Origin of the sequence: Pseudomonas sp. NFX5 (assembly GCF_049132125.1) — a bacterium.
GTDB lineage: Bacteria > Pseudomonadota > Gammaproteobacteria > Pseudomonadales > Pseudomonadaceae > Aquipseudomonas > Aquipseudomonas marginalis.
Genome location: NZ_JAFMZG010000035.1, coordinates 157299 through 179438, shown reverse-complemented (window position 1 = coordinate 179438; position 22140 = coordinate 157299). Strand labels below are relative to the sequence as shown.

General features: G+C 60.9%; 22 protein-coding genes and 1 pseudogene. 7 read left to right on the top strand and 16 right to left on the bottom strand.

Annotated elements, in window-relative coordinates; all coding sequences use genetic code 11:
* Window positions 1-13: 13 nt before the first annotated feature.
* From J1N02_RS25420 to J1N02_RS25400, 5 genes and pseudogenes are all read right to left on the bottom strand, one after another.
* Window positions 14-493 carry a DUF3237 domain-containing protein gene (locus tag J1N02_RS25420; RefSeq protein WP_027603453.1) on the bottom strand — a complete coding sequence of 160 codons (480 nt, stop codon included), beginning with the start codon at window positions 491-493 and terminating at the stop codon, window positions 14-16.
* A gap of 42 nt (window positions 494-535) precedes the next feature.
* A complete protein-coding gene (locus tag J1N02_RS25415) occupies window positions 536-1639 on the bottom strand; it encodes a polyamine ABC transporter substrate-binding protein (RefSeq protein ID WP_092359693.1) in 1104 nt (367 codons plus the stop codon).
* 40 nt (window positions 1640-1679) lie between these two features.
* The gene (locus J1N02_RS25410; protein WP_027603451.1) at window positions 1680-3017 is read right to left on the bottom strand and encodes an alginate export family protein; all 1338 of its coding nucleotides are present in this window, start codon (window positions 3015-3017) and stop codon (window positions 1680-1682) included.
* 99 nt (window positions 3018-3116) lie between these two features.
* Window positions 3117-3218, bottom strand: coding sequence for a hypothetical protein (locus J1N02_RS25405; protein WP_368961871.1), 102 nt, complete (start codon window positions 3216-3218; stop codon window positions 3117-3119).
* A pseudogene (locus tag J1N02_RS25400) lies at window positions 3212-4258 on the bottom strand (serine hydrolase domain-containing protein); the annotation flags it as partial. The gene J1N02_RS25405 and the pseudogene J1N02_RS25400, both read right to left, overlap by 7 nt.
* Before the next feature lie 390 nt (window positions 4259-4648).
* Between J1N02_RS25400 and J1N02_RS25395 the strand changes: the two are divergent.
* Window positions 4649-5791: a pectate lyase family protein gene (locus J1N02_RS25395; RefSeq protein WP_065926271.1), complete on the top strand. Its 1143-nt coding sequence runs from the start codon at window positions 4649-4651 to the stop codon at window positions 5789-5791.
* Window positions 5792-5848: 57 nt separating this feature from the next.
* Here the strand turns inward: J1N02_RS25395 and gspF are convergent, their stop codons facing one another.
* Genes gspF through gspG form a run of 7 tightly spaced genes read right to left on the bottom strand, consistent with a single transcriptional unit; the run spans window position 5849 to window position 13883 of the window.
* Window positions 5849-7060 (bottom strand): type II secretion system inner membrane protein GspF, encoded by a 1212-nt coding sequence (gene gspF, locus J1N02_RS25390; protein ID WP_414887493.1) that lies wholly within the window; start codon window positions 7058-7060, stop codon window positions 5849-5851.
* Window positions 7060-8478, bottom strand: a complete 1419-nt coding sequence (gene gspE, locus J1N02_RS25385) for a type II secretion system ATPase GspE (RefSeq protein ID WP_414887492.1) — start codon at window positions 8476-8478, stop codon at window positions 7060-7062. Before gspE ends, gspF begins: the two co-directional genes overlap by 1 nt.
* A gap of 58 nt (window positions 8479-8536) precedes the next feature.
* Complete coding sequence (gspD, locus tag J1N02_RS25380; protein WP_421147951.1) at window positions 8537-10867, bottom strand: type II secretion system secretin GspD; 2331 nt, start codon at window positions 10865-10867, stop codon at window positions 8537-8539.
* Complete coding sequence (gene gspM, locus J1N02_RS25375) at window positions 10864-11373, bottom strand: type II secretion system protein GspM (protein ID WP_421147950.1); 510 nt, start codon at window positions 11371-11373, stop codon at window positions 10864-10866. Before gspM ends, gspD begins: the two co-directional genes overlap by 4 nt.
* A complete protein-coding gene (gspL, locus tag J1N02_RS25370) occupies window positions 11366-12505 on the bottom strand; it encodes a type II secretion system protein GspL (protein WP_421147949.1) in 1140 nt (379 codons plus the stop codon). The genes gspM and gspL overlap by 8 nt, the downstream gene beginning before the upstream one ends.
* The gene (gspK, locus tag J1N02_RS25365; protein ID WP_027603443.1) at window positions 12502-13425 is read right to left on the bottom strand and encodes a type II secretion system minor pseudopilin GspK; all 924 of its coding nucleotides are present in this window, start codon (window positions 13423-13425) and stop codon (window positions 12502-12504) included. The genes gspL and gspK overlap by 4 nt, the downstream gene beginning before the upstream one ends.
* 8 nt (window positions 13426-13433) lie before the next feature.
* Window positions 13434-13883, bottom strand: a complete 450-nt coding sequence (gene gspG / locus J1N02_RS25360; protein ID WP_027603442.1) for a type II secretion system major pseudopilin GspG — start codon at window positions 13881-13883, stop codon at window positions 13434-13436.
* Window positions 13884-14020: 137 nt separating this feature from the next.
* Between gspG and gspI the strand changes: the two genes are divergently transcribed.
* Entirely contained in the window at window positions 14021-14407 is a 387-nt protein-coding gene (gene gspI, locus J1N02_RS25355; protein WP_027603441.1) for a type II secretion system minor pseudopilin GspI, read from the top strand.
* Window positions 14408-14411: 4 nt separating this feature from the next.
* Here the strand turns inward: gspI and J1N02_RS25350 are convergent, their stop codons facing one another.
* Entirely contained in the window at window positions 14412-14843 is a 432-nt protein-coding gene (locus J1N02_RS25350; protein WP_421147948.1) for a type II secretion system protein N, read from the bottom strand.
* Window positions 14844-14911: 68 nt separating this feature from the next.
* On the opposite strand from J1N02_RS25350, the gene gspH reads away from it, so the two are divergent.
* Entirely contained in the window at window positions 14912-15373 is a 462-nt protein-coding gene (gene gspH, locus J1N02_RS25345; protein WP_027603439.1) for a type II secretion system minor pseudopilin GspH, read from the top strand.
* On the top strand, window positions 15370-15975 hold the full coding sequence (gene gspJ, locus J1N02_RS25340; protein ID WP_421147947.1) for a type II secretion system minor pseudopilin GspJ: 606 nt from the start codon (window positions 15370-15372) through the stop codon (window positions 15973-15975). The genes gspH and gspJ overlap by 4 nt, the downstream gene beginning before the upstream one ends.
* Window positions 15976-16038: 63 nt before the next feature.
* Here the strand turns inward: gspJ and J1N02_RS25335 are convergent, their stop codons facing one another.
* Window positions 16039-16782, bottom strand: a complete 744-nt coding sequence (locus J1N02_RS25335) for a YkgJ family cysteine cluster protein (RefSeq protein WP_421147946.1) — start codon at window positions 16780-16782, stop codon at window positions 16039-16041.
* 274 nt (window positions 16783-17056) lie between these two features.
* Window positions 17057-18175: an NADH:flavin oxidoreductase gene (locus J1N02_RS25330; RefSeq protein WP_027603436.1), complete on the bottom strand. Its 1119-nt coding sequence runs from the start codon at window positions 18173-18175 to the stop codon at window positions 17057-17059.
* 102 nt (window positions 18176-18277) lie between these two features.
* Here J1N02_RS25330 and J1N02_RS25325 point away from each other — a divergent pair, with 102 nt between their 5' ends.
* Window positions 18278-18661 (top strand): winged helix-turn-helix transcriptional regulator, encoded by a 384-nt coding sequence (locus J1N02_RS25325; RefSeq protein ID WP_027603435.1) that lies wholly within the window; start codon window positions 18278-18280, stop codon window positions 18659-18661.
* A gap of 254 nt (window positions 18662-18915) precedes the next feature.
* Window positions 18916-20343 carry an aldehyde dehydrogenase family protein gene (locus J1N02_RS25320; protein ID WP_027603434.1) on the top strand — a complete coding sequence of 476 codons (1428 nt, stop codon included), beginning with the start codon at window positions 18916-18918 and terminating at the stop codon, window positions 20341-20343.
* Window positions 20344-20564: 221 nt separating this feature from the next.
* Here the strand turns inward: J1N02_RS25320 and J1N02_RS25315 are convergent, their stop codons facing one another.
* A complete protein-coding gene (locus tag J1N02_RS25315; protein ID WP_421147945.1) occupies window positions 20565-21173 on the bottom strand; it encodes a TetR/AcrR family transcriptional regulator in 609 nt (202 codons plus the stop codon).
* 78 nt (window positions 21174-21251) lie between these two features.
* Here J1N02_RS25315 and J1N02_RS25310 point away from each other — a divergent pair, with 78 nt between their 5' ends.
* On the top strand, window positions 21252-22136 hold the full coding sequence (locus J1N02_RS25310) for an NmrA family NAD(P)-binding protein (RefSeq protein ID WP_098479883.1): 885 nt from the start codon (window positions 21252-21254) through the stop codon (window positions 22134-22136).
* The last annotated feature ends 4 nt before the right edge of the window (window positions 22137-22140 follow it).

Sequence of the window (22140 nt, the reverse complement as noted above, 5' to 3'; positions counted from 1 at the left end):
CCAGGGCCGGGCCTCAGTAAAAGCGATAGCAACGAATCACCACCTGGTCGGCGCCCGGGTAATGCACCAGGCCGATAAAACTTGAACGGGTGAGCCAGTCCAGCCGCCCCTTGGGCACCTGAAACAGCGGGGTGCAGGTGCAGCGGTACTCCGTCTCAGGAATCGGCCATTGACCGTCGCGCTCCAGCTGGCGCCCGTACTCAGTCATGGTCAATACGCCGCGGTTACGGATGTTGATCACCTCGCCTTCGTCGGTCCTCAGGCTGTAGCGGGCATCCAGTTGACCGATGCCATCCGGGCGCAAAACAAAACAATCGTCTCCGCCCGCCAGGACCTGGCCGCTGATGCCGACCCCATCGAAGTCCCCGCCCATAATCGGGTAGTTGCAGCGCAGGCCTTCAACGCTGTCGCCCAGGGTCACACCCGGCCCTATCGCGACGCGCAGGGTCAGCACCCGCTGCAAGTTGGGGGCAATGTCCATCCGTTCAGTCATGGCAAGCTCCAGGCCCGGCGCGCACGCACCGGGCCACACTGATCAGCGGTTGCTCTTGATGGCCGTCCAGGTGCGGGTACGGATGCGCTCCACGGCGGCCGGAATCGGTTCCAGGGCGAACAGGGTCTTGCGCGCTTCCTCCGGCACATACATGTTGGGGTCGTTGCGGATGCTGGCGTCCACCAGCGCAGTGGCGTCCTTGTTCGGGTTGGGGTAGCCGATCTTGTTGCTGATGCGCGCAATCACGTCCGGGCGCAGGATGTAATTGATGAACGCATGGGCCTCCGCCAGATCGGGTGCCTTGGCCGGGATCATCATCACGTCCGCCCACATCGGCGCGCCTTCCTTGGGCAGTGCCATCTCGACCTTGACGCCCTTGCCGGCGGCATCCGCCAGTCGCGTGGCCAATGCGACACCGCCGGACCAGCCCACGCCCACACAGATATCACCGTTGGCCAGGTCCATGCCGTAGCGCGACGAGTTGAAGTAAGTGACGTAAGGGCGAATCTTCATCATCACGGCCTGGGCTTGCACATAGTCTTCACGCTTCTGGCTATTGGGGTCGAGGCCCTTGTAGTGCAGGGCAATCGGCAGGATCTCGTTGCCGGCGTCGAGGAAACCCACGCCACAACTGGCGAGCTTGGCGAGGTTTTCTTCCTTGAAGATGATGTCCCAGCTGTTCATCTGCACGTCGGGGCCCAGGGCCTTGCGTACCTTGTCGACGTTGTAGCCGATCAATGTGGTGCCCCATAGGTAAGGCACGGCGTAGCGGTTGCCGGTGTCACCCACGGCTTCCAGGGATTGCATGAACTGCGGGTCCAGGTGCTGCCAGTTCGGCAACTGCTGGCGGTCCAGCGGCTGCACGGCCCCGGCCGTGATCAGGTGCCCCAGGTTGGCGGTGCCGGGAAACACCACGTCATACCCTGAGTTGCCCGTCAGCAGCTTGGACTCCATGGTTTCGGCACTGTCGAACACATCGTAAATCGGGCGAATGCCGGTTTCCTCCTGGAAACTCTTGAGCACTTCGGGTGGCAGGTATTCGATCCAGTTGTAGATCCGTACGGTGCGTTCTTCGCCCAGGCAAACACCGCTGATGAACAACGAGGCGACAGTGCCCAGCAAGGTATTGCGCAAAAACTTGTTCATGATCAACACACTCCAGCGCGGCCGCGATGGCTCGCAGCACTTAATAGCGGTAGGTGAAATACAGTTCCAGCGCACTGAACATCTGGTCGTTACCGAACACCTGTTTGGCGGCGGCCAGCGGCTTGACCCAGTTGTAGGACAGCGACGTATAGAACGACGGCGTGGGCGTCCAGTCGAGGAAAACCACACTTTCGTCAGCAAAGCGCCGATCGCTGACCGGCGCGCCCATGTAGTTTTTCTCGTCCAGCCAGAACTGGTAGTGAATCGCGCCGAGGGTCAGGGTGTCGTTGAGGTGGGTCTTGAGGGAGAACTGCTGGACGTTTTCGTTGCTGTTGAACAGCAGGTAGTTGCCGACCACATCCCCGACCAGCCAGGTGCTCCAGTCAACGAAGCCCTTGCTCAGTGAATCCCAGGCTTTCTGGCGGTTGTCGGTGAGGTTGTCGTCGCCGGAAAAGCTCGCGTAGCGATAGCCGAGGATCGGTGTCAGCGGCACGGTGCTGAAGGCGTAGTCGGCCTGGGCGTACCAGGCGTTGGCATCGTAGTCGACACCCTCGCCGCTGCCGCGCTCCAGCGCGTACTCGGCATTCAGGGTCAGCGCCTGGACGCCGGGCACCTTGGCGTTGAGCGCCCTGACGTTGTACACCTGCATCCCGTCCCGACGGCGCGGCAGCGTGCTGCCTTTGGGGCCAAGGGCATTGACCTTCATGGCCATGGCACCGAGCGTCACCTGGTCATCGAGGTTGTAGTCGAGGTTGACGCCGGTCATGCGGAAATCGCCCAGGTCATCATCGGTGCGCAGGGTGAATACCTGGGACTTCAGCGCGCCATGGTCCCAGGCCAGGATCGCTGAATCCTTGAAGGCGGTTCGCGGGCCGAGCCAGTAGGCGCCGTCTTTGTACTGGTCGAGGTTACCGTCCATGACGATGAACCCCGTACCGATCATGTAGTTCTGGCGGCCGGCGGTGAACTTCCACTCGCCGGCGCGAAAACCGCCGTAGAGTTCTTCGGCTGCGACCTTGCCGTCGGAGCTGCGGGTGAAGCCTCCCGCATCGCCATCGCCGAAGGTGCTCGCCGCCACCAGGGAACCGCCGGCCAGCAGGCTGAAATCCGGTTGCAACGCATACTCGAGCTTGACCCCCGGCTTTACGTAGACCTCTTGCCAGTTGATGCGGGCGCCGCCGTTCTTGCCGCTGCGTGCATCGACCTGGCCGCTGCCGAAGTTGACGCCACGGGTAAACAGCGTCGCCCCGCCCACGGTAAGATTGACTTCACCCTTGAGATCGCCGTCCTCAAAGGTGTAGCCCGCCAACGCGACGTGGGTGGTCAAGGGTAAGCCGAGCGCTAACAGCGCTCGAGAGAAACGCTTGGTGAAAACCATAAGAAGCTCCTGTGGAATTATTGTTGTTACAGGGCAGTCAATGGCGACGCAGGGCGCCGCCAACACCTGGGCAAGCCAGGTGAATAGAACGCAAGACTCTTATTGTTTGGCGTGGATCAGCGACTCAGGTGGGCGGCGATCGCGCGCAGCATGCGCACGCTGTCGGTATCGAACGGGCTGACCGCATCGGTGAGTGACGATTGCTTGACGATCACCACGCCGGACGGCTTGTCGATGAACAGGTATTGGCCGTGGATCCCTCCGGCCATCAGGGCTTGGCTGTGGTCGTTGAACACGTACCACTGGCTGCGATAGGACGCACCCGGCGTCCAGCTGGAGAACTCGGCATTTTGCGCGTAGATCGCCGGATCAGAACCGGCGGCGATACGCGCTACGGTCTCGGGCGACAACAGCTCGACCCCGTCCTGGCGACCGTCGTTGGCGAGCAGGCGACCGAAGCGCGCCATGTCTCTCAAGGTGGCACTGAAGCCCGCCCCGGCAACGTTACGGCCCCAGGGATCGGCCATGAAATAACCGTCGCGCTCGCAGCCCAAGCGCCCCCAGATCTGTTCCAGCATCTGACTGCACGCCTGGCCCGAGGCCCGTTCCATGACCCATGCCAGGACTTCGGTGGTGGCGGTCACGTAATGGAAAAAGCCGCCGTGTGCGCCACGTTTTTTCAGTGACGGCAGGTATTGGTACAGCGATTCAAACTGGGCGTATGGCGCCGGTGCCGGCTGGAAACCGCAGGCATAACCGTACTGCGAACTCTCGGAGGCGGGATCGTCATACACCTCGTTGTAGTCGATGCCCACGGCCATATCGAACAACTGGCGCACGGTGGCATCGCCAAACGCACTGCCCACCAGCTCAGGCACGTAGTACGCGGCAGACAGCTCGGGCTTGAGCAGGCCGTTGGAAACCAGTTGTTCGCCGAGGGTGCCGATCAGCGACTTGGTCACCGAGAACATGATGTGCCGGTCATCCGCGCGCTGGCCGTTGAAGTAGCGCTCGAACAACACCGTGTCGCCCTGCATCACTAAAAAAGCGTCGGTCTGGCTGGCCACAAGGTGTTCGATCACGCTGATGCTGAGCCCGCATTCGCTGTCGAAACACAGTTGGTCCAGCGCTGTGGGCGCTTCCTTGAGCTGACCGGCAGGCCTTGAACCCGCCGCCACATCAATCGTGGGACGCAGCCGCGCCAGATGACGGAACCCCCACTGGCTGAAGGGCGCGCGCATCCAGTTGTGCCACGTTACCCGGTGTTTCGGCTCGGCCGGGAAGCCCTGCATCAGCGCAGGTGCCACGGGGGTTGCAAAGCACGACTCATTGGCCTCGACGTAAAGAGTCGCCAGTACAGACGGGGTTTTAACACTCATCGGGATAACCCTGAAAATGACTCTGCGTGGGAGCAGATGCACAGGAATAATTATCCGATATTTTATTTTAGTCAATAAAACTTTTTACTCATTAACCTCGAAATCAGTTGTACGACAACGCAATTCCATATGATAGGATTTCTCATGCAGCGGACGTTCGATTCGCTGCACCAGTGGCAAGGACGTCCGCTCGAGAAACGCGCATGCCTGTGCGCGTTTAAACACTCAAGTTAATCAAGGATCTGATTACTCATGACAACCCCCTCAACCTTCACTGCCTCAAAACTGGCCAGTGCCGTTATCGGTGCCCTGCTGTTTTCCAGCGTTCCTGCGCATGCCGCGGACATCTGGCTGGATTCGGCCACCACCGGTTGGGCCACTCAAAACGGCGGCACCAAGGGCGGCTCGCGAGCTGCGGCGAATAATATCTACACGGCAAAAAACGCGGCTGAGCTGAAAACCGCACTGAGCGCGTCGGTGGGCACCAATGGTCGCATCATCAAAATCACCGGCATCATCGATATCAGCGAAGGCAAGGCTTATACGACGACTGCTGATATGAAGGTACGCGGTCGCCTGGATATTCCTGGCAAAACCACCATCGTCGGTACCACCAGCAATGCCGAGATCCGTGAGGGTTTCTTCTATGCCAAGGAAAACGACGTCATCATCCGCAACATCACCATCGAAAACCCTTGGGATCCCGAGCCGAAGTGGGACCCCACGGACGGCAGCGCCGGCAACTGGAACTCGGAATACGATGGCCTGACCATCGAGGGCGCCAATAACGTGTGGGTCGATCACGTGACCTTCACCGATGGCCGCCGTACCGATGACCAGAACGGCAGTGCCAACGGCCGTCCGAAGCAGCATCACGACGGCGCGCTGGATGTTAAAAACGGCGCCAACTACGTGACCATCTCGTACTCGGCGTTCAAGTCGCACGAGAAGAACAACCTGATCGGTTCCAGCGACAGCCGCACCACCGATGACGGCAAGCTCAAGGTCACCATCCACAACAGCCTGTTTGAGAATATCTCTGCCCGTGCGCCGCGCGTGCGTTTCGGCCAGGTGCATCTGTACAACAACTACCATGTGGGCAGCACCAGCCATAAGGTGTACCCGTTCTCGTACGCTCACGGTGTGGGCAAGAACTCGAAGATCTTCTCCGAGCGTAACGCCTTCGAAATCGCCGGTATCAGCGGTTGCGACAAGATCGCCGGCGACTACGGTGGCAGCGTCTACCGCGACACCGGCTCGACCCTCAACGGCAGCGCATTGAGCTGCTCGTGGAGTTCGAGCATCGGCTGGACCCCACCGTACAGCTACACTCCGCTGGCTGCCGATAAGGTCGCCGCCGACGTCAAGGCCAAGGCCGGCGCCGGTAAGCTCTAAGCAGCACTGTCATCTGTGAAATGAAAAGCCCTCGGTGACGAGGGCTTTTTTGTGCAGCTATTGCACCAGTTGGTTGATCTCGATGATCGGCAACAGCACCGCCATCACGATCACCAGCACCACCGCGCCCATCACCACGATCATCAGTGGCTCCAGCAGTGCGGTCATGCCCATCGCCCGGCGCTCGATATCGCGGGACAGTGTCTGCGCGGCGCGATCGAGCATAGGCGGCAGCGAGCCGGTCTTTTCGCCGCTGGCTATCAGGTGGATCAGCAGGGGCGGAAATACTTTTTCCGCCGCCAGCGCCGTGGCCAGGCTGACGCCTTCGCGCACCTTGGCAGTGGCGTCGTTGACGCACTGGCTCAGGCAGTCGTTGGACAAGGTCTGGCGTGCCGCTTCCAGTGCACGCAACAGCGGCACCCCGGCGCCGCCGAGAATCGCCAGGGTCGAGGCAAACCGTGCGGTATTGAGCCCGAGTACAAAACGCCCGATCAGCGGCAGGCGCAACACGCGACGATGCCAACCCAGACGCGCCAGCGGGTTGCGCAGGTACACACGCCAGCCCCAGAAACCCGCGATCAAAGCACTGAGGCACAGCCAACCCCAACCGCGAATGAAATCACTGGCATTGAGCATCGCCAATGTCAGCCCGGGCAAGTCCTGGCGCGCCTGGGAAAACGCACTGACCACCTGGGGCACCACGTAGCTGAGCAGGAAGATCACGATGGCGATCGAGACCAGCCCTACCACTCCAGGATAGATAAACGCGGTGAGGATTTTACTGCGCAGGTTATTGCGTTCTTCGATGTAGTCGGCCAACCGCTCCATCACCTGGGCGAGGTCGCCGGACTCCTCTCCCGCCGCAATCAGCGCGCGGTAGATCTCCGGAAAGTCCCGTGGCCGCGCGGCCAAGGCATCCGCCAGGCGCATGCCGCTGCGTACATCGGCACGCACCGCACTCAGGGCCTGGACGATGTGTTTGCGCTCGGCTTGTTCCACCGTGGCACTCAACGCGGCCTCCAGTGGCAGGCTGGCGCTGAGCAGGCTCGCCAGTTGCCGCGTGGCCCAGGCCAGGTCGTTGTCCGACAGCTTGGCGCTGAACAGGCCCGCGCCAGCCCCCGAGGCCGTATTTTGCTCAAGGTGCACCGACAAGGCCGTCAAGCCACGCCGTCGCAGAGTCCCGAACGCCTCGCGCTGACTGTCGGCTTCCAGGTGTCCGCTCTCGATCTTGCCCATGGCGTCGGCGGCTTCGAAACGGTAGCGATTCATCAGGCGTCCCGTGTCACGCGGAGCACTTCTTCGGGTGCCGTCACGCCGCTGTTGACCCAGCGTTCGCCATCCTCACGCATGCTGCACATACCGGCGCTGCGAGCTGCGGCCCTGAGCGCCTGCTCACCGGCGCCCTGGTGAATCAGCGCGCGAATCGCGTCGTCAATGCAGAACAGTTCATGAATGCCGGTGCGACCGCTATAGCCGGTGTGGTTACACGCCAAACACCCCAGTGGACGCCAGGTGCCCGGGCTGGCCGGGTCTTCTTCCTTGCATTGCGGGCAGAGACGACGCACGAGGCGTTGCGCCAGAACCCCAAGCATTGAAGACGCCAGCAAAAACGGCTCGACGCCCATGTCCAGCAGGCGGTTGACGGCGGATACCGCGTCGTTGGTGTGCAACGTAGCGAGTACCAAATGCCCGGTGAGCGAGGCCTGCACCGCGATTTGCGCGGTCTCCAGGTCGCGGATTTCACCGATCATGATGATGTCCGGGTCCTGGCGCAGGATCGCCCGCAGGGCCAGGCCGAAGGTCATGTCGATCTTGGCATTGACCTGGATCTGGCTGATGCCCGGCAGGTCGTATTCCACCGGGTCTTCCACGGTGAGGATATTGCTGGTACTCGCATCCAGCCGCGCCAGGGCGGCGTACAGGCTGGTGGTCTTGCCGCTGCCCGTAGGCCCGGTGACCAGCACGATGCCATGGGGCTGGCGGATCAAGGTGTCGAGGCGCGCCAGCAGCTGCGGCTCCATGCCCAGGGTCTCCAGTTGCAGCCGCCCGGCCTGCTTGTCGAGCAAGCGCATCACCACCCGTTCGCCATGCGCGGTGGGCACGGTCGACACACGAATATCAATCGGCCGCCCGGCCACGCGCAGGGCGATACGGCCATCCTGGGGCAGGCGTTTTTCGGCGATATCCAGTTGGGCCATGATCTTGATCCGCGACACCAGCGCGCCATGCAGCGCCTTGCGCGGCGACACCACATCCCGCAACGTGCCGTCGACGCGGTAGCGCACCACGGAGTGGGTTTCATAGGGCTCGATATGGATATCACTGGCCTCGTCCCGCGCGGCCTGGGTGAGCAAGGCGTTGATCATACGGATCACCGGCGCGCCGTCCTGGGTGTCGAGCAGGTCGGTGATCTCGGGCATGTCCTGCATCAGGCGGTCGAGGTCGACCTCGTTTTCCGCCGCACCCACCACAGCGGCGGCGCTGCCCGTATCGGCATAAGCACTGGCGAGGAGGCCGTCGAGTTCGTCGTCGCGTACCTGCTCGAGGTGGGCCTGGCCGAACTGGCGCCGTACTTCGCTGATGGACCAACCGGGGGTGGAGGGACAGACGGTGAGCAGCATGCCGTCGGCGCCGGGGCGCAGGATGATGCGTTGGGATTTGGCCCAGGCGTAGGGCAACAGACTCATACCCCTCTCCCGCAGGAATACATCGCCCCTCCCACATTTGGTCCTGCGTACAACAGGCTCACGGTCGTGCACCTACAGGCACCGCCCGAATCACCGCCCTCGGCCCCTGCTGCTGCCCGCCCGGAATCCCCTTCTCCACCACCGGCAACTGCGGCGCCTGCACATCCGGCATCGCCCAGCTGTGTTCCGGCTGGGAATGGCCCTGGGCACGGCGCATGTAGTCATAGCGGTTCAGGGTGATCGCGCGTCCGGCACCACTGTCGCGGATGATATACGGGCGCAGGAACACCATCAGGTTGGTCTTGGTGACCGCCCGGCGCTCATTGCGAAACAGCACACCCAGCCCCGGAATGCTCGACAGCCACGGCACGGCTTCATTGCTCTGGCTGTAACCGTCCTGGAGCAGGCCACCGAGGACCATGATCTGCCCGTCGTCGAGCAAAATACTGGTGTCGATCGCGCGCTTGTTGGTGACGATGCCGGCCGACGCGGCGCTGCTGGACGCGCGCTCATCGATGCTGCTGACTTCCTGGTAGATATCGAGTTTGACCGTGCCACCCTCAGAGATTTGTGGGCGCACATTCAGCTTCAAGCCGACCTCCTCACGGGTGACCGTCTGGAACGGATTATTGCTGGTACCGCCGCCACCGGTCACGTAGCTGCCACTGACAAACGGAATAGTCTGGCCCACAAAAATACTGGCCGCCTCGTTATCCAGGGTCAGCAGGTTCGGCGTCGACAGGACGTTGCTGCCGCCTTTGCTTTTAAGCGCGCGGGCCAACACCTTGAGGTCCATGACCTTGCCAATGCCGGGCACATCCACAGTACCGTTGATGAAGCCGAGGCTGAGCCCGCCAGGCAGCACATCAACGCTGGTCTTGCCATTCAGGTTGAACCCCGCACCACCCAGGTTAGTCCCGCCGATCACGCCTTTGCCGGCCAGGTCGCCGCTCTGCCACTGCACGCCGAACTCATTGGCATCGTCCTCGCCGACTTCAACGATAAGGCTTTCAATCACCACTTGGGCGCGGCGCTGGTCGAGCATGTCGATGACTTCACGCAGGTTGCGGTACAGCGGCTCCGGGGCAGAAATCAGCAAGGTGTTGGTGGTCGAGTCGGCCTGGAGGGTCACGCCACCGGCGGTGAAGGCGACGTTTTGCTCACTCGTTTGCCCGCCGGGCTGGCTGCTCGAGCTGCCGGTCGTCTGCGCCGACTCATTGGCGCTGGTGGTACTGCCTTGGCCACTGCCCTGCCCGGTCTGGCTGCCGGAGATATTGGCACCCATTGTGCTGAGGGCCGACCGCGCATTGTCACCGCCACCGCTGTCGCTTTCACCGGTCAGCAAACCGCGTAACGACTGCGCCAGTTTCGCGGCCTGGGCGTTGCGCAGGTACACCACGTGCAAATTGCTTGGGTTGGCTTGGGCGTTATCCAGCTTGTAGATCAGGTTACGCGCCAACTCGGTCCGCTCCGGGCTGCCGGCACGAATCACGATCGCGTTGGAGCGCGGGTCGCCCACCACCGTGATTTTCTGCGTCGGATCGCTGCCCGGCTGCTCCAGCAGTTGCGAGACCATCTCGGCGATATCCACGGCGATCCCGTTTTGAACCTGCACCACGTCGGTGTCGATGGCGCTCGGGGTATCGATACCGTCGATAAGCTGCGCCACCCGCGCCAGGTTCTCGGCGTAGTCGGTGACAACGATGGTGTTGTTGCCCGGATAGGCGTTGATCGGGTTGTTCGGCGAAACGATCGGGCGCAGCACCGGGATCAGATTCACCGCGTTTTCGTATTGCAGGCGGAAGGTGCGCGTGAGCATGCCGCTGCCGCCCGGCTTGTCGGTACTGTAGATCGGCCCGCCGAGCAGCTTGGCATCGGCCTCGGGCACCACGTGCGCGATACCTCCCACATCCACCACGCTGAAGCCCTGCATGCGCAATGCCGCCAGCAGCATGTCGTAGGCCTGATGCGCCGGCACCTGCCCTTCGGAAACCAGCGTGAGGGAGCCCTTGACACGCGGGTCGACCAGGAACTGCTGCCCCGTCGCACGGGACAACGCCCGCACCACGGCTTGAATGTCGGCCTCGACGAAATTCAGCGTGACCGGTTGATCGCCCAAGGGTTTGCTCGGCGCCACGCCGCTGTGACCGGCACCGCCGCCACGTCCGGGATTGGTAACCTTGTGCAAGGGCCGCGACTGCCGTTCGATTTGCACTTGCGCACGCTGCCGGTCTACCAGTGCGTCGCCGCTGCGCTGGGTGGTGGCCAGGGGCAGGCCGAGCTCACTGTCCTGGGGTAAATCCGCCGTAGGCTGCGCGCTGCACGCACTCAGTGCGAGCAACAGAAACGGCGCAGCCGTGCGTACATAATGGGAACCTGACCACTTCATGATGCTTCCTTAGCGCCGTGCATCCGATCCATACGGACGGTTCCTGTGAGAGTGCCTGCCGTGTTGTCGGCCGAGGCCTCGCTGGCGCGTTGCAAACGGGCCTCCACCACGTCCAGCGAAAATTGCCTGGGGTCACTCAATAACCAGCCGAGCACCGCATCGGCGGGGGCCGCGTCCATTGTCAGTTGCCAGGACAGATCCTGGGCCTGCAACCGGTAGTGTCCCGCCAGTCCGGCGGCGTCGAGGGATTGCCGCAATGAGTGCTCAAGGTCCAGCCCGACAGGCGTGGTGACCTCGCGAAGCAACAGCGCCAGTGCCTGGCTCTGGGCGCGCAGCTTCGGGGTTTCGGCTTGCCAATAGTCAATGTTCTTAAGCGCTGGCTGGATCAGCGACAGCCAGACCAACAGGCTGGCAAGAAACACCGCCGCGCCGCTGAGCATGGTTTTTTCCCGCGGGGCCAGCGCTTTCCAGCGCCCTTTGAAGGCCATCAGCCGCGGATTATTCATCGTCGTTTTCCACGCTGGAATCACCCTCTCCCGACACGGGTTCGGCCATCGCACTCAGCGTCCAGATGCGCTCGTTGCGGTGGGCGGAAAGTCCCGCCTGGCTCAGCGCAGCCTGTACAGCGCCGTCGGCAGCGAGAGTGGCTTCGGCGGTCATCTGCAGCTGCAACTGGCGCTCGCTGAAGGTCAACTGCTGGACGCTGCCGGCCATGAACGGCAGCGCCATGGCGGCTTGCTGCACCAAGTAAGCAAAGTCGTGATTGAGCTGCGCGGGCCCGCCCCCTTGCCGGATCGCCAACTGCTGGCGGGCCTGTTGCAGAGGGTTGAGAATCACCGGCAGCTCGGGAAATGCGTGCTTCACGCGCTGGCTCATCTGCTGCTTGAGCTGCTGCCCTTGCGCAACTTCGCGGGCGGCGTAAAGGTTGAGCCCGGCCACCCAGACACCCACGGCCAACGCACAACAGCCCAACGCCCGCCCCCAACCGGCCGCCGGTGCAGTGCGCCGGCCGACCCCGGCGTGCAATCCCCAGCCAGGGGCAGCGCCGTTCCAGCGCTGGTGGTCCACGGGCCACAGCACACTTTCGCCGCTGGCGGCGAGCGCTTCCAGACGGTCCTCAACCAACGGTTCCACCGCCCCATGGGCGAGGCTGAAACGCAGCAGCAACTGGCCCTCTACCACACACCCATTGACCTGCCCGGCCGCTGGCACGGCTAAGCGGTAAGGCGCCGGATACAGGCCGCCCAGCTTCAATCCGTGCAGGCCAAGCAACTGACCGAGGCGATCCAGTACAGCCTTGGGCAGCCAGCTCAGGTGCACCTGTCCATCGGTATCGCGAGCGCTGTGCGCCACATGCATCTGCTCGCTGGGCCCCAGGATCAACGCCTGCGCAGCGCAGGTAACGGCCGCATCGATACGGGACGCTGACAGCGGCGGTAGCTCGATGCGAGTAAGTACCGTGTCCATGGGGTGAAGGAAACACTCGACGGCCTGAGACTTGACCCGTTGTCCCAGCTGGCCAAGGGTGCTGATGCCGGTATGGCTGACGTGCCCCTTGCAGTCCAGTTGCGCGAACTCAAGCTCGGTGTCCGACGTCAAGGACTCCAGCGGCGGCAAGGCAAGGCGCAGGCGCGTCATACGCCCAGCCTCGACCAGATCACCCTGGGCATTGCGTCTTCCGGACGATGCAGCAGCGCAGCCAGGTGCACACGGCGCTGATTGCGGCGGGCCTGCCCCTGGAGCAGGAACCACTCACTGGTGATCCCAACGTTGAGGTGATCCACGTTCAAGTTGGGCAATCGCGCACGGTTAACGAAGTCGCCGCGGTTGATAAACCACTGGCCGCGATCGCGCTCGGCGACCAACGCCTTGGCCTGCGCCCAGGACAAACCCGGCACCACCGCGGCCAGCACCTCAGCGCTGGCCGTATTGCCATTGACCCAGGTGTTGACCGGAAGAATGCTGACGTAACGCTCGAGCCGCGCCAGGACCCGCTCATTGAGGCCTTCGATACCGCGTAATTGATCAAGACTGCGCAGCATCGGCTGGGTGGCGGGTAATGGAGGGGGTGGCTGCCCCACTGTTGAGGCAACCGGCCTATGTGGGTAGGCTGCAATCACGCGTTGGCTGATGCGCTGCGCCAGGCGGGCCTCGACACCGATCATCTCGCACAACCGCTCAAAGCTGCGCATCTGCCCGAGATCAACAGACTCTTGGGCGATTAAATTGCGCAGGTTGAACTTGCCTTGCAGGTCCTCAAGGCGGCCTTCGAATTCGCCGTCCTGAGCGGTGTTGATCGGCCGGGCCCATGGCTGGTCAAGCCGCGTCAGCACATCCTGCTCACGGGCGTCCCGGAGCAATCGCCGGCTGACTTCCAGGCCGCCCAGCAGTGATGCACTGCCCTGCACTCGCGCCTGCTCGGCCTCAAGCGAACGGGTAAAAACGCTCTGGCGGGTGAGCATGCCGGCGGCGAACACAGCGACCACCGCCGCGATCAGCATCGCGCTGATAATCGCCATGCCGCGCTGTTTCGCCCCGGTGGGCGAGTGTGATTTCATGGCCGCGCTTAGAGCTGCCAGGATCCGATATCGGCATTCACACCGTCGCCATCAGGCTGTCCGTCGGCACCGAGGGAGAAGATGTCGACTTCGCCGTTCGCGCCGGGATTCAAGTAATGGTAAGGACGGCCCCAGGGGTCGTTGGGCAGGCGCTCCAGGTAAGAACGCCAGTTGGTATTTTTTGCATCTGCCGGGCGCTCGACCAGTACCTTGAGGCCCTGGTTCATGTTGGGATAGGTGCCGTGGTCGAGGCGATAAAGCTTGAGCGCCTGCATCAGGCCGGCGACGTCCTGCTTGGCCGCAATCGCCCTGGCCTGGTCCGGACGGTCCAGCACTTTAGGCACGACAATCGCCGCCAGAATGCCGAGGATGACCACCACCACCATGATCTCGATCAGCGTGAACCCTTGCTGAGCGTGGCGGGCGCGAGGCCCATATTTGATGCGCGCGAAATCCATATCCACCATCCTTGGCTCGATCCTAATTCGGCGCGCAGTGTAACAAAACTAACTATCTGGATAGCAAAAATAATTGGCCGCTGCCCGCGGCTCCCTGAGTGCTACTCTACGGCGTGTTTTTACGCCAAGAGTGACCCATGGAGCTGTCGCGCAAGGAGCAGGGTTTTACATTGATCGAGGTGCTCGTGGCCTTGGCGATCATTGCCGTGGCGATGGCGGCGGCGGTCCGCGTTGCAGGCTTGATGACCCAGAGCAATGGGTTGCTGCGCGACCGCTCGATGGCGCTGCTGTCGGCCCAGGGCAGGCTCGCCGAACTGCGCCTGGAGGGACGCCTGCCCAGGGGGCACAAAGCGTTTGACTGTGATCAGGGCCGCTTGCTGTTGCGTTGCGAACAGAGCATCGCACCGAGCGCCGATGGACGCCTGATGCGCGTCACCCTGCTGGTGTCGGAGCGCAAGCGCGAGGCGCCGCCGCTGGCGCGGGTGGAAACGCTGCTCAACCCGCCGAAGGCAACGCCCCAATGAGCGTTCAGGGTCGGGTCAAGCGCGGTAGCACCACCGAGTCCGGCAGCGTGCTGACCTTGATGCGGGTGTGCTGCGTGCCCCGCTCAATCACTACTGCATCGCCCTCGATCGCCGCCAGGCGCACACCCTGGGCCAATGACTCGCCTACCCGAAAACTGCGCGGCGGCCCCTCGTTCAGGCTCAGGATCGCCACCGCCCCGCGCGCGCCGGCCATCAGGCCGGAGACCTTGATGTCCACCACCGCCGGCTGGTTGGAAAACCACTGCAACGCAGGGGTATCCGGGCGAGCGGCCAAAACCGGCCGCTCGACCGGCGGCACCTGGGACTCGGCCGACGTCAGCAACACGGAAGACCAGACCAGCACCCCCGCGAGCGCCGCGGCCAATGCCACTGCCTGCACCACTCGCGGCGCGGTCAAACGAAAAATAGCGACCAAGACAAAACCTCCTTGTTGTCCTGCCGGGCAGTCTACAGGAGAGACCCACGACGAAGGAGCGTTGTGTCATGACCAAGGCCAATCAACAAGGCTTCACCCTGATCGAATTAATGGTGGTGCTGGTGATCATCGGCATCGCCTCGGCGGCGATCAGCCTGAGCATCAAACCCGACCCGTTGCAATTGCTGCGCAAGGACGCCAACCGCGTGGTCCAGATGCTGCAGATCGCCCAGGCCGAAGCCCGGGCCGACGGCCGCCCCATCACGTGGCGGGCCGACACTAAAGGGTTTCGCTTCAGTCGGCGCCACGAGTCTGGCCAGGGCTGGGATCACTTCATGAGCGACCCGCAACTGCGTCCCCGTGCCTGGGAAACCCCCTCGATGAGCGTGCGGGTAACCCCCAGGCAATCGGTGGTGCTGAATGCCGAATGGTTTGCCTCGCCCTTGCAACTGCAGCTTTCGGATGGCCAGCACCGCCTCGACATTCAACGCACGGCGACCGGCCAGATACGCGTGGCAAATGCACCATGAAAACTCACCAGCGCGGCTTTACCCTCATCGAAGTCATGGTGGCGATCATGCTGATGTCCATTGTCAGCCTGATTGCCTGGCGCGGCCTCGACAGCGTGAGCCGTGCCGACAGCCATCTGCAGGCCAGCACTGAACAAACCGAAGCGTTGTTGCGCACACTCAACCAGCTGGACCGCGACCTGGCCCTGCGCGCCAGCGTTGAACTGAGAACGCCAGCCTTGAACGATGACGAACAGCCCGACGGTCTCGCCGCAATCAGCGTTCGCAGCTCCGACCAGCATGATTTTCAACTGAACGTGATTCGTAACGCAGCCCTTCCCGAAAACGGTCTGCAACGGGTGCGCTGGTGGCTGGAGGGTGACACGCTGTACCGCGCCACATCCGCAGCCAGTGATCGATACCCGTTACCTGCGCCCAAAAAAGCAGTGGCTGTCTTGTCCGGCATCAGTGACCTGCAGGTGCGCATCTGGGAAGCGGGCCAGGGCTGGCGTCAGCTGGCCGGCAACCGTAAGGCCGATCCCATCGGCCTGGAAATCAACCTGACCCGCCAGACGCCGCAGGGGGAAGAACGCTATCGGCAAGTGGTGGGGCCGCTGCAATAAGCGAGTCAGCGACGACCAAGGTATCCACACGCCCTGGAGCGGGCAAAGCACTGAGCTCTCCGACTAAAGCGAGTGAAAGATGTATTCAGTCTGTGCACGAAGATCCAGTTCAACACCTGCCCCCTGCAGACGAGTGTGAAGGTCTGCATCATCGACGCGGACTTTCCAGGACACATTGGCCAGTACATCGCCTCCCGCGCGAACGAGACTGATGGCCTGCTGCAACTGCGCACGGTCGGCTAAGTAAACAGCCAGCGCGTTGCCTTTCCAAGCGGCAACACTTATCCCCAGCGCCGCGCAGACTGAAACTTTTGCCTTGGCATCGTCGCGGTCAGCCTGCCGGGAGCGTTGAATCTGATCCTCCAGGACAGGATCAACTACACGGTCAGACCATAGTACCTCTCCCGACTCCCAGACTTCCGGCGGGCAGACCTTTTCTTCGGGGCGCAGGGTTAGAAATGGATTGATTTCCATCGGATAGATTCGACACACCAGCGGTCGATCTTCATAGATCGTGCAGCGATTATCCTCCCCTAGACTTGGACACTGGGTCAGTGCGTTACCCGCAAAAATGGCAATGACCTGAATACGTGCCTCTCCACTGGCCACATCGACCGCGCGTTGCACGCTGTGGTTGTAGTGCCCTGGCAACGGGAAGACTGATGTGTCGAAAGCTTCGAGTATGACTGCGACGTTACCACCGCGATTTAACCATTCCTCGGCCTCTTGAAGCGTCAGAGGGATAAGACGTTCTTTACAGCAAGTTCCACACCCATTGCAGGTAAACCGCGTGACGTTGTTTTTCATGGGCGTCACTGATTGGCTTATAGGTGTCATGATCAATCCTGTTTCTCGCTTCCAAACTTCCAGTAGAGGCGATGGTTAAAGAAACCAATGATATAGGCTGTATACCTGGCTTCAATCAGGCACTGAATCCCTACCTGGTATACTTGAACACCCCTTCCCATGACAGGTCGCCACCGCTTGCCAGATCGCTCGGCATCATCCGTGGCGACGCCGTATCACCCGGACTCCGGGCCTCTACGACTCGCACGTAGATGCCCGAAATCCGGTCCAAGGCTTAAACCAATTCGGCTAAAGATGCCGGATTGAAGCCCTTCAGATCTGCGTAATCGCCTTTTTCCACTTTGGCGACCCAATCCTTGTCACTCAGCAGAACACGCCCTACTGCGATCAGATCAAACTCTTCGCGCTCCATTCGCTCGACAAGCCGATCCAGGCTCGCAGGGGTCGATCCCTTGCCGGCGAATGCGTGAGTAACATCATTATCCAGCCCGACCGAACCGACGCTGATGGTCGTGGCGCCAGTGACTTTCTTCGCCCAGCCCGCGCAGTTCAGCCCGTTCTCACCATCAATTTCGGGGAACTCAGGGTCCCAGAAGCGTCGCTGTGAGCAATGCAGAACATCCACACCCGCTTCAACCAGCGGCAGCAGCCAGTCTTCCATCAGTGCAGGCGTCTCGGCGAGGCGCACCCCGAAGTCCTGCTGCTTCCATTGACTGACGCGCATGATGATGGGGAATTCGGGCCCGACCGCATGACGCACAGCAGACACGATCTCAGCGGCAAAACGGGAGCGCTCTTTGATCGTCGGTCCGCCATAACGATCGGTGCGCAGATTGGTGCCGGCCCAGAAGAACTGATCGATCAAATAACCATGCGCCCCATGGATCTCAACGGTGTCGAAACCCAGGCGCCTGGCATCCGCCGCCGCCTGGGCGAACGCAGCAACTGCGTCTGCAATATCCTCCTCGCTCATCGCCACACCGCGAGGGACGTTTGGCGAATCGAGGCCAGACGGGCTTTCAACCGGCGCATCAGGCTCCCAGCCGCTGACGTCACGCACTGCGCCGGTGTGCCAGAGTTGCGGCCCCATACGGCCCCCGGCAGCGTGAACAGAATCGATCACGTTCTTCCATCCGGCCAGCGCTGCTTCACCGTGAAAAAAAGGAATACCGGGACCGTTACGTGAAGCGGGACGATTAATGACGGTGCCTTCTGACAAAATCAATCCGACCCGACCCTCAGCCCGCCGCCGGTAGTAGGCAGCGCTACCTTCACCAGGGATGCCCTCTGGGGAAAATTGCCTGGTCATCGGCGACATGACAATCCGGTTTTTCAGTTCAAGCGAGCGGATGGAAAGAGGACGAAATAAAACGCTGGTATCTGGGTTTGACATTGGATGGACTCCATTTGCTTTTGGAAACCATATAAGTATATTTTGTAAACTAAATGTCAATTAGTCACCTAGAATCGCCTAGGTATACATGAGGAAACTTCGATGCTGGAATTAAAGCCGCAATGTTTTTCGTCGGAGTGCCCAAGCCGGGCGCTGTTCGACCAAATCGCAGACAAGTGGTCGATGATGGTTCTGGCGGTACTTGATGACGGGCCGCATCGCTTTAACGCCATCAAGCGTCGCCTCGAGGGCGTCACTCAGAAGGCCCTGACACAGTGCCTGCGGCGACTGGAACGAAATGGTCTTGTCTCGCGCCAGGTCATCTCGTTTTCGCCCGTGGCAGTCCAGTATGAGATCACCCAACTGGGTCGAACACTGCAGCAGCCATTTCGCGAATTGCATAAATGGACGCTCGACAAATTGCCTGAGGTTGAAACGGCCCGGTTGAAGTTTGACGAGGCCGCGCAGGTAAGCCTGGCGGAGTGAATGCCTTCGCAGGTTTGCCCGCGGTATCCCTGAACCTACCAACGCTACTTTAAGTGCCTAATTGACTCCAGGTTTATCGCGTATACCTTGTAAGGGTCGCCCAAGATGGCCGCATTTCGATGCCTTATTGCGACCTTTGATCAACGCCTCTCTGCGACTCTCGACGATTGGCCAAGCGCCTTCGATATCGACGCGGCAGCGCTGATCCCAACGGCCTGACCTGTTTTGGAAAGCCCAATATGACGAGGACTAAAATGCGCGAAAATCTTCAGTTTTACATCGATGGCTCGTGGGTGGAGCCCGCTGGCAATATCGTAATGGATGTCATTAATCCGGCTGACGAAACGGTTGCCGGCCAGGTTGCGCTCGGCGGCCCCCTCGATGTCGATAAAGCGGTCGCGGCGGCAAGAGCCGCCTTCCAGACGTTCTCGCAAATATCGGTTGAGGAGCGTCTTGCACTCTTTGATCGAATCATCGCGGCCTACCAGTTGCGCGCACAGGATCTTGCGACAGCAGTGTCCGACGAAATGGGCGCACCGCTATGGCTTGCCGAGCAATTGCAAGTCACGGCCGGCCTGGCCCACATTCAAATCGCTCGCGCCGCGTTAGCCAAATACAGTTTCGAACACGAGATGGGCACCACTGAGATCGTACGCGAGCCGATTGGCGTTTGTGCGTTGATCACGCCATGGAATTGGCCGCTCAACCAGTTGACCTGCAAGGTGGCCGCAGCGTTGGCGACAGGCTGCACGATGGTGGTGAAGCCTTCTGAAGTGTCGCCCTTCTCAGCGACGATCTTTACCGAAATCATGCATGATGCCGGTGTACCAGCCGGTGTTTTTAATCTGGTACATGGAGACGGCAAAGGTGTTGGCGACGCACTGACGGGCCATCCTGAAGTCGATCTCGTCTCGTTTACTGGATCCACCCCCGCCGGCATCCAGGTAGCGCGCAATGCTGCACTGACGGTGAAACGCGTACACCAGGAACTGGGCGGAAAGTCGCCGAACATCCTTTTGCCGAGTGCCGATTTTCCGTCAGCCGTGGCGGCAGGCGTGGCTCAAATGATGCTCAACAGCGGTCAATCATGTAATGCGCCGTCACGGATGCTTGTTCCATTTACACGAATGGATGAGGTAGCCAATCTCGCGCGCACGGCGGCAGCGCAGTGGGTTGTCGGACACCCGGCAAGTAACGCGAAAATGGGTCCGGTCGCCTCCGAGGCACAGTGGCGCAAGATCCAGAACCTGATCCAGGTCGGCATCGAAGAAGGTGCAACGCTGATAACAGGTGGTCTCGGCCGACCCGAAGGGCTCGACACCGGTTTCTATGTGCAGCCGACCGTCTTCTCCAACGTGACGAATGACATGACTATCGCCCGCGAGGAGATCTTCGGCCCGGTGCTTGTCATCATCGGTTATGCCGATGAAGCCGACGCCGTGGCGATCGCCAATGACACCGTATTCGGCCTTGCCGCTTATGTTCAAGGCGAACATGCAGCCGCCGAGGCAGTGGCGCGTAAACTTCGGGCCGGACAAGTCACGCTCAATTATGCCGACATGGATTTGGCGGCCCCGTTCGGGGGATACAAGCAGTCGGGTAACGGTCGTGAATGGGGAGAAGTTGCGTTCGGCGATTTTCTCGAAACCAAAGCGATCGTCGGCTTTCGCCGGGCGGTGTGACATGCCTGCTGCTGGCCATGCGGCCATGGGCAGAGTAACCGTCAAACACCAACCAACCATGCCAGGACATTCGGTTACGCTTTATAAATCGGCACCTATGGCTTAGATGACGTAGCGGTATGATCACGTACCGCTACTCACCGTTATTGAGCACGGGGCAGACTTATCAGATGTCCAGGCGCGACTGCGGAAAAGATACCCCTACCATCGGGGTTACTCACTCATATCGTTTCAGTACCCGAACTATCTTGGCTCTCAGGCCATGCTGACATCGCGACATCAATGAGGCCGCCAAGTACCTGGTTAGTCGCCCCGACTGAAGGCAGATTTACCACAGCCTGCAGTATTCCGAAGTAATACCAAGCCAGTAGATCCAAATCGACATGCTGCCCTATCTCACCCTCCAACCGGCCATGAGTCAAAATATCCACAAAAATCTGTCGCTGCTGACAAGCCGCAAAATTCGCGGTTTTCTTTCCTGTGGCAGTGAGGTCTTCTTGCTCAGCGTTACTGCGAGATATCAGGCAACCAGGCGGACGCTCCACGCCAAATTCCTTCGGAAGAAACTCTCGTAGCAGCGCGTCTATGCTCGCCATGGAGGTCTGTGCCCGGGTCGATCTCATTCGCGTTAATACACGGTCGGTATATAGCTGAAGCGTCTCGTTGAAGAGCCCATCCTTATCATGGAACCGCTGGTACAGGCTTGATCGAGACAACCCCGTTGCCTCAGTCAGATCGCTGACCGATGCGTTTGCGTACCCATGCCGCCAGAAAACAGCCGTCGCCGCCTTCAGGACTGCACTTTCGTCATATTGCGGTTTACCGCTCATAAATCCTCCGCTGACAACATGGAACGATCAGACCAGGATACTTGGACTGATCGTTCCACCATATAGGAAGATTTCATCATGCTCAATCAATCGACCAAACGGACGCAATCACTGAGCATCGCCGTTGCTGGCGCGACAGGCCGCGTAGGCAGGCGATTGATCAGTCAGTTAGCGCAAGACCCAGTCACCCTGCTGGCGCTCACACGGCAAAAATCATCCACCGCTTTTGCCCCAGGGGTGGTCGCTGCCGAGTTGGATTTTGATCAGCCGGCAACGCTCAGAAAAGCGCTTGCCGGTGTCGAGAAACTGTTCATTGCTCACGGCACTTCACCCCAACAAGTCGCCAACGAGATTGCCCTTATTGACGCTGCCGTAGAAATGGGCGTGCAGCACATCGTAAAGCTTTCGGTCATGGGACCATCGACCCCTATCAATCCATTTGCCTGGCATTCATTGATAGAAGCCCACCTGGGTCAACAACCTATCGCTTCTACCGTATTGAGACCTACCACGTTCATGGACGTGCTCAAGCGTGCTGGCAACGCTGTTGCAACGGGCACTTGGGCCGGCGCCGCAGGCCATGGACGTGTGAACCTGATAGACACTCGAGATGTAGCGGACTCGGCGCGCATAGCATTACTGGAGGAGGTAGCAGAAGGCTCACAACGTGCGTATCACCTGACAGGGCCGCGAAACTGGACAATGCCGCAAGTTGCCGAGGAATTATCCAGTCTGTTAGGCCACACAGTCGCCTATACCCATCGGTCTCCAGCCGCACAGCATTCAGCGCTAGTTGCCGATGGACTCTCCCCGTTTGTAGCCGAGATTCTCGTGGGGCTTGATCGCATCTTCCATGATTCCATACTGACAGAACGAACCTTTACGGTTGAAGACCTCACGGGTACCCCACCCCGTTCGCTGTCCGCCTGGCTCCGTGAAAACCTTGAGGCCTTCAAGAAATAGGAAC

What these genes read in the sequence shown, in the direction of transcription:
- J1N02_RS25415 (WP_092359693.1), bottom strand. Translation starts at nt 1,639, where the DNA reads ATGAACAAGTTTTTGCGCAATACCTTGCTGGGCACTGTCGCCTCGTTG.
- J1N02_RS25410 (WP_027603451.1), bottom strand. Translation starts at nt 3,017, where the DNA reads ATGGTTTTCACCAAGCGTTTCTCTCGAGCGCTGTTAGCGCTCGGCTTA.
- J1N02_RS25335 (WP_421147946.1), bottom strand. Translation starts at nt 16,782, where the DNA reads ATGAAAAACAACGTCACGCGGTTTACCTGCAATGGGTGTGGAACTTGC.
- gspJ (WP_421147947.1), top strand. Translation starts at nt 15,370, where the DNA reads ATGAAAACTCACCAGCGCGGCTTTACCCTCATCGAAGTCATGGTGGCG.
- J1N02_RS25325 (WP_027603435.1), top strand. Translation starts at nt 18,278, where the DNA reads ATGCTGGAATTAAAGCCGCAATGTTTTTCGTCGGAGTGCCCAAGCCGG.
- gspH (WP_027603439.1), top strand. Translation starts at nt 14,912, where the DNA reads ATGACCAAGGCCAATCAACAAGGCTTCACCCTGATCGAATTAATGGTG.
- gspG (WP_027603442.1), bottom strand. Translation starts at nt 13,883, where the DNA reads ATGGATTTCGCGCGCATCAAATATGGGCCTCGCGCCCGCCACGCTCAG.
- gspM (WP_421147950.1), bottom strand. Translation starts at nt 11,373, where the DNA reads ATGAATAATCCGCGGCTGATGGCCTTCAAAGGGCGCTGGAAAGCGCTG.
- J1N02_RS25320 (WP_027603434.1), top strand. Translation starts at nt 18,916, where the DNA reads ATGCGCGAAAATCTTCAGTTTTACATCGATGGCTCGTGGGTGGAGCCC.
- J1N02_RS25315 (WP_421147945.1), bottom strand. Translation starts at nt 21,173, where the DNA reads ATGAGCGGTAAACCGCAATATGACGAAAGTGCAGTCCTGAAGGCGGCG.
- J1N02_RS25420 (WP_027603453.1), bottom strand. Translation starts at nt 493, where the DNA reads ATGACTGAACGGATGGACATTGCCCCCAACTTGCAGCGGGTGCTGACC.
- J1N02_RS25330 (WP_027603436.1), bottom strand. Translation starts at nt 18,175, where the DNA reads ATGTCAAACCCAGATACCAGCGTTTTATTTCGTCCTCTTTCCATCCGC.
- gspI (WP_027603441.1), top strand. Translation starts at nt 14,021, where the DNA reads ATGGAGCTGTCGCGCAAGGAGCAGGGTTTTACATTGATCGAGGTGCTC.
- gspK (WP_027603443.1), bottom strand. Translation starts at nt 13,425, where the DNA reads ATGAAATCACACTCGCCCACCGGGGCGAAACAGCGCGGCATGGCGATT.
- J1N02_RS25310 (WP_098479883.1), top strand. Translation starts at nt 21,252, where the DNA reads ATGCTCAATCAATCGACCAAACGGACGCAATCACTGAGCATCGCCGTT.
- gspE (WP_414887492.1), bottom strand. Translation starts at nt 8,478, where the DNA reads ATGAGTCTGTTGCCCTACGCCTGGGCCAAATCCCAACGCATCATCCTG.
- gspL (WP_421147949.1), bottom strand. Translation starts at nt 12,505, where the DNA reads ATGACGCGCCTGCGCCTTGCCTTGCCGCCGCTGGAGTCCTTGACGTCG.
- J1N02_RS25395 (WP_065926271.1), top strand. Translation starts at nt 4,649, where the DNA reads ATGACAACCCCCTCAACCTTCACTGCCTCAAAACTGGCCAGTGCCGTT.
- gspF (WP_414887493.1), bottom strand. Translation starts at nt 7,060, where the DNA reads ATGAATCGCTACCGTTTCGAAGCCGCCGACGCCATGGGCAAGATCGAG.
- gspD (WP_421147951.1), bottom strand. Translation starts at nt 10,867, where the DNA reads ATGAAGTGGTCAGGTTCCCATTATGTACGCACGGCTGCGCCGTTTCTG.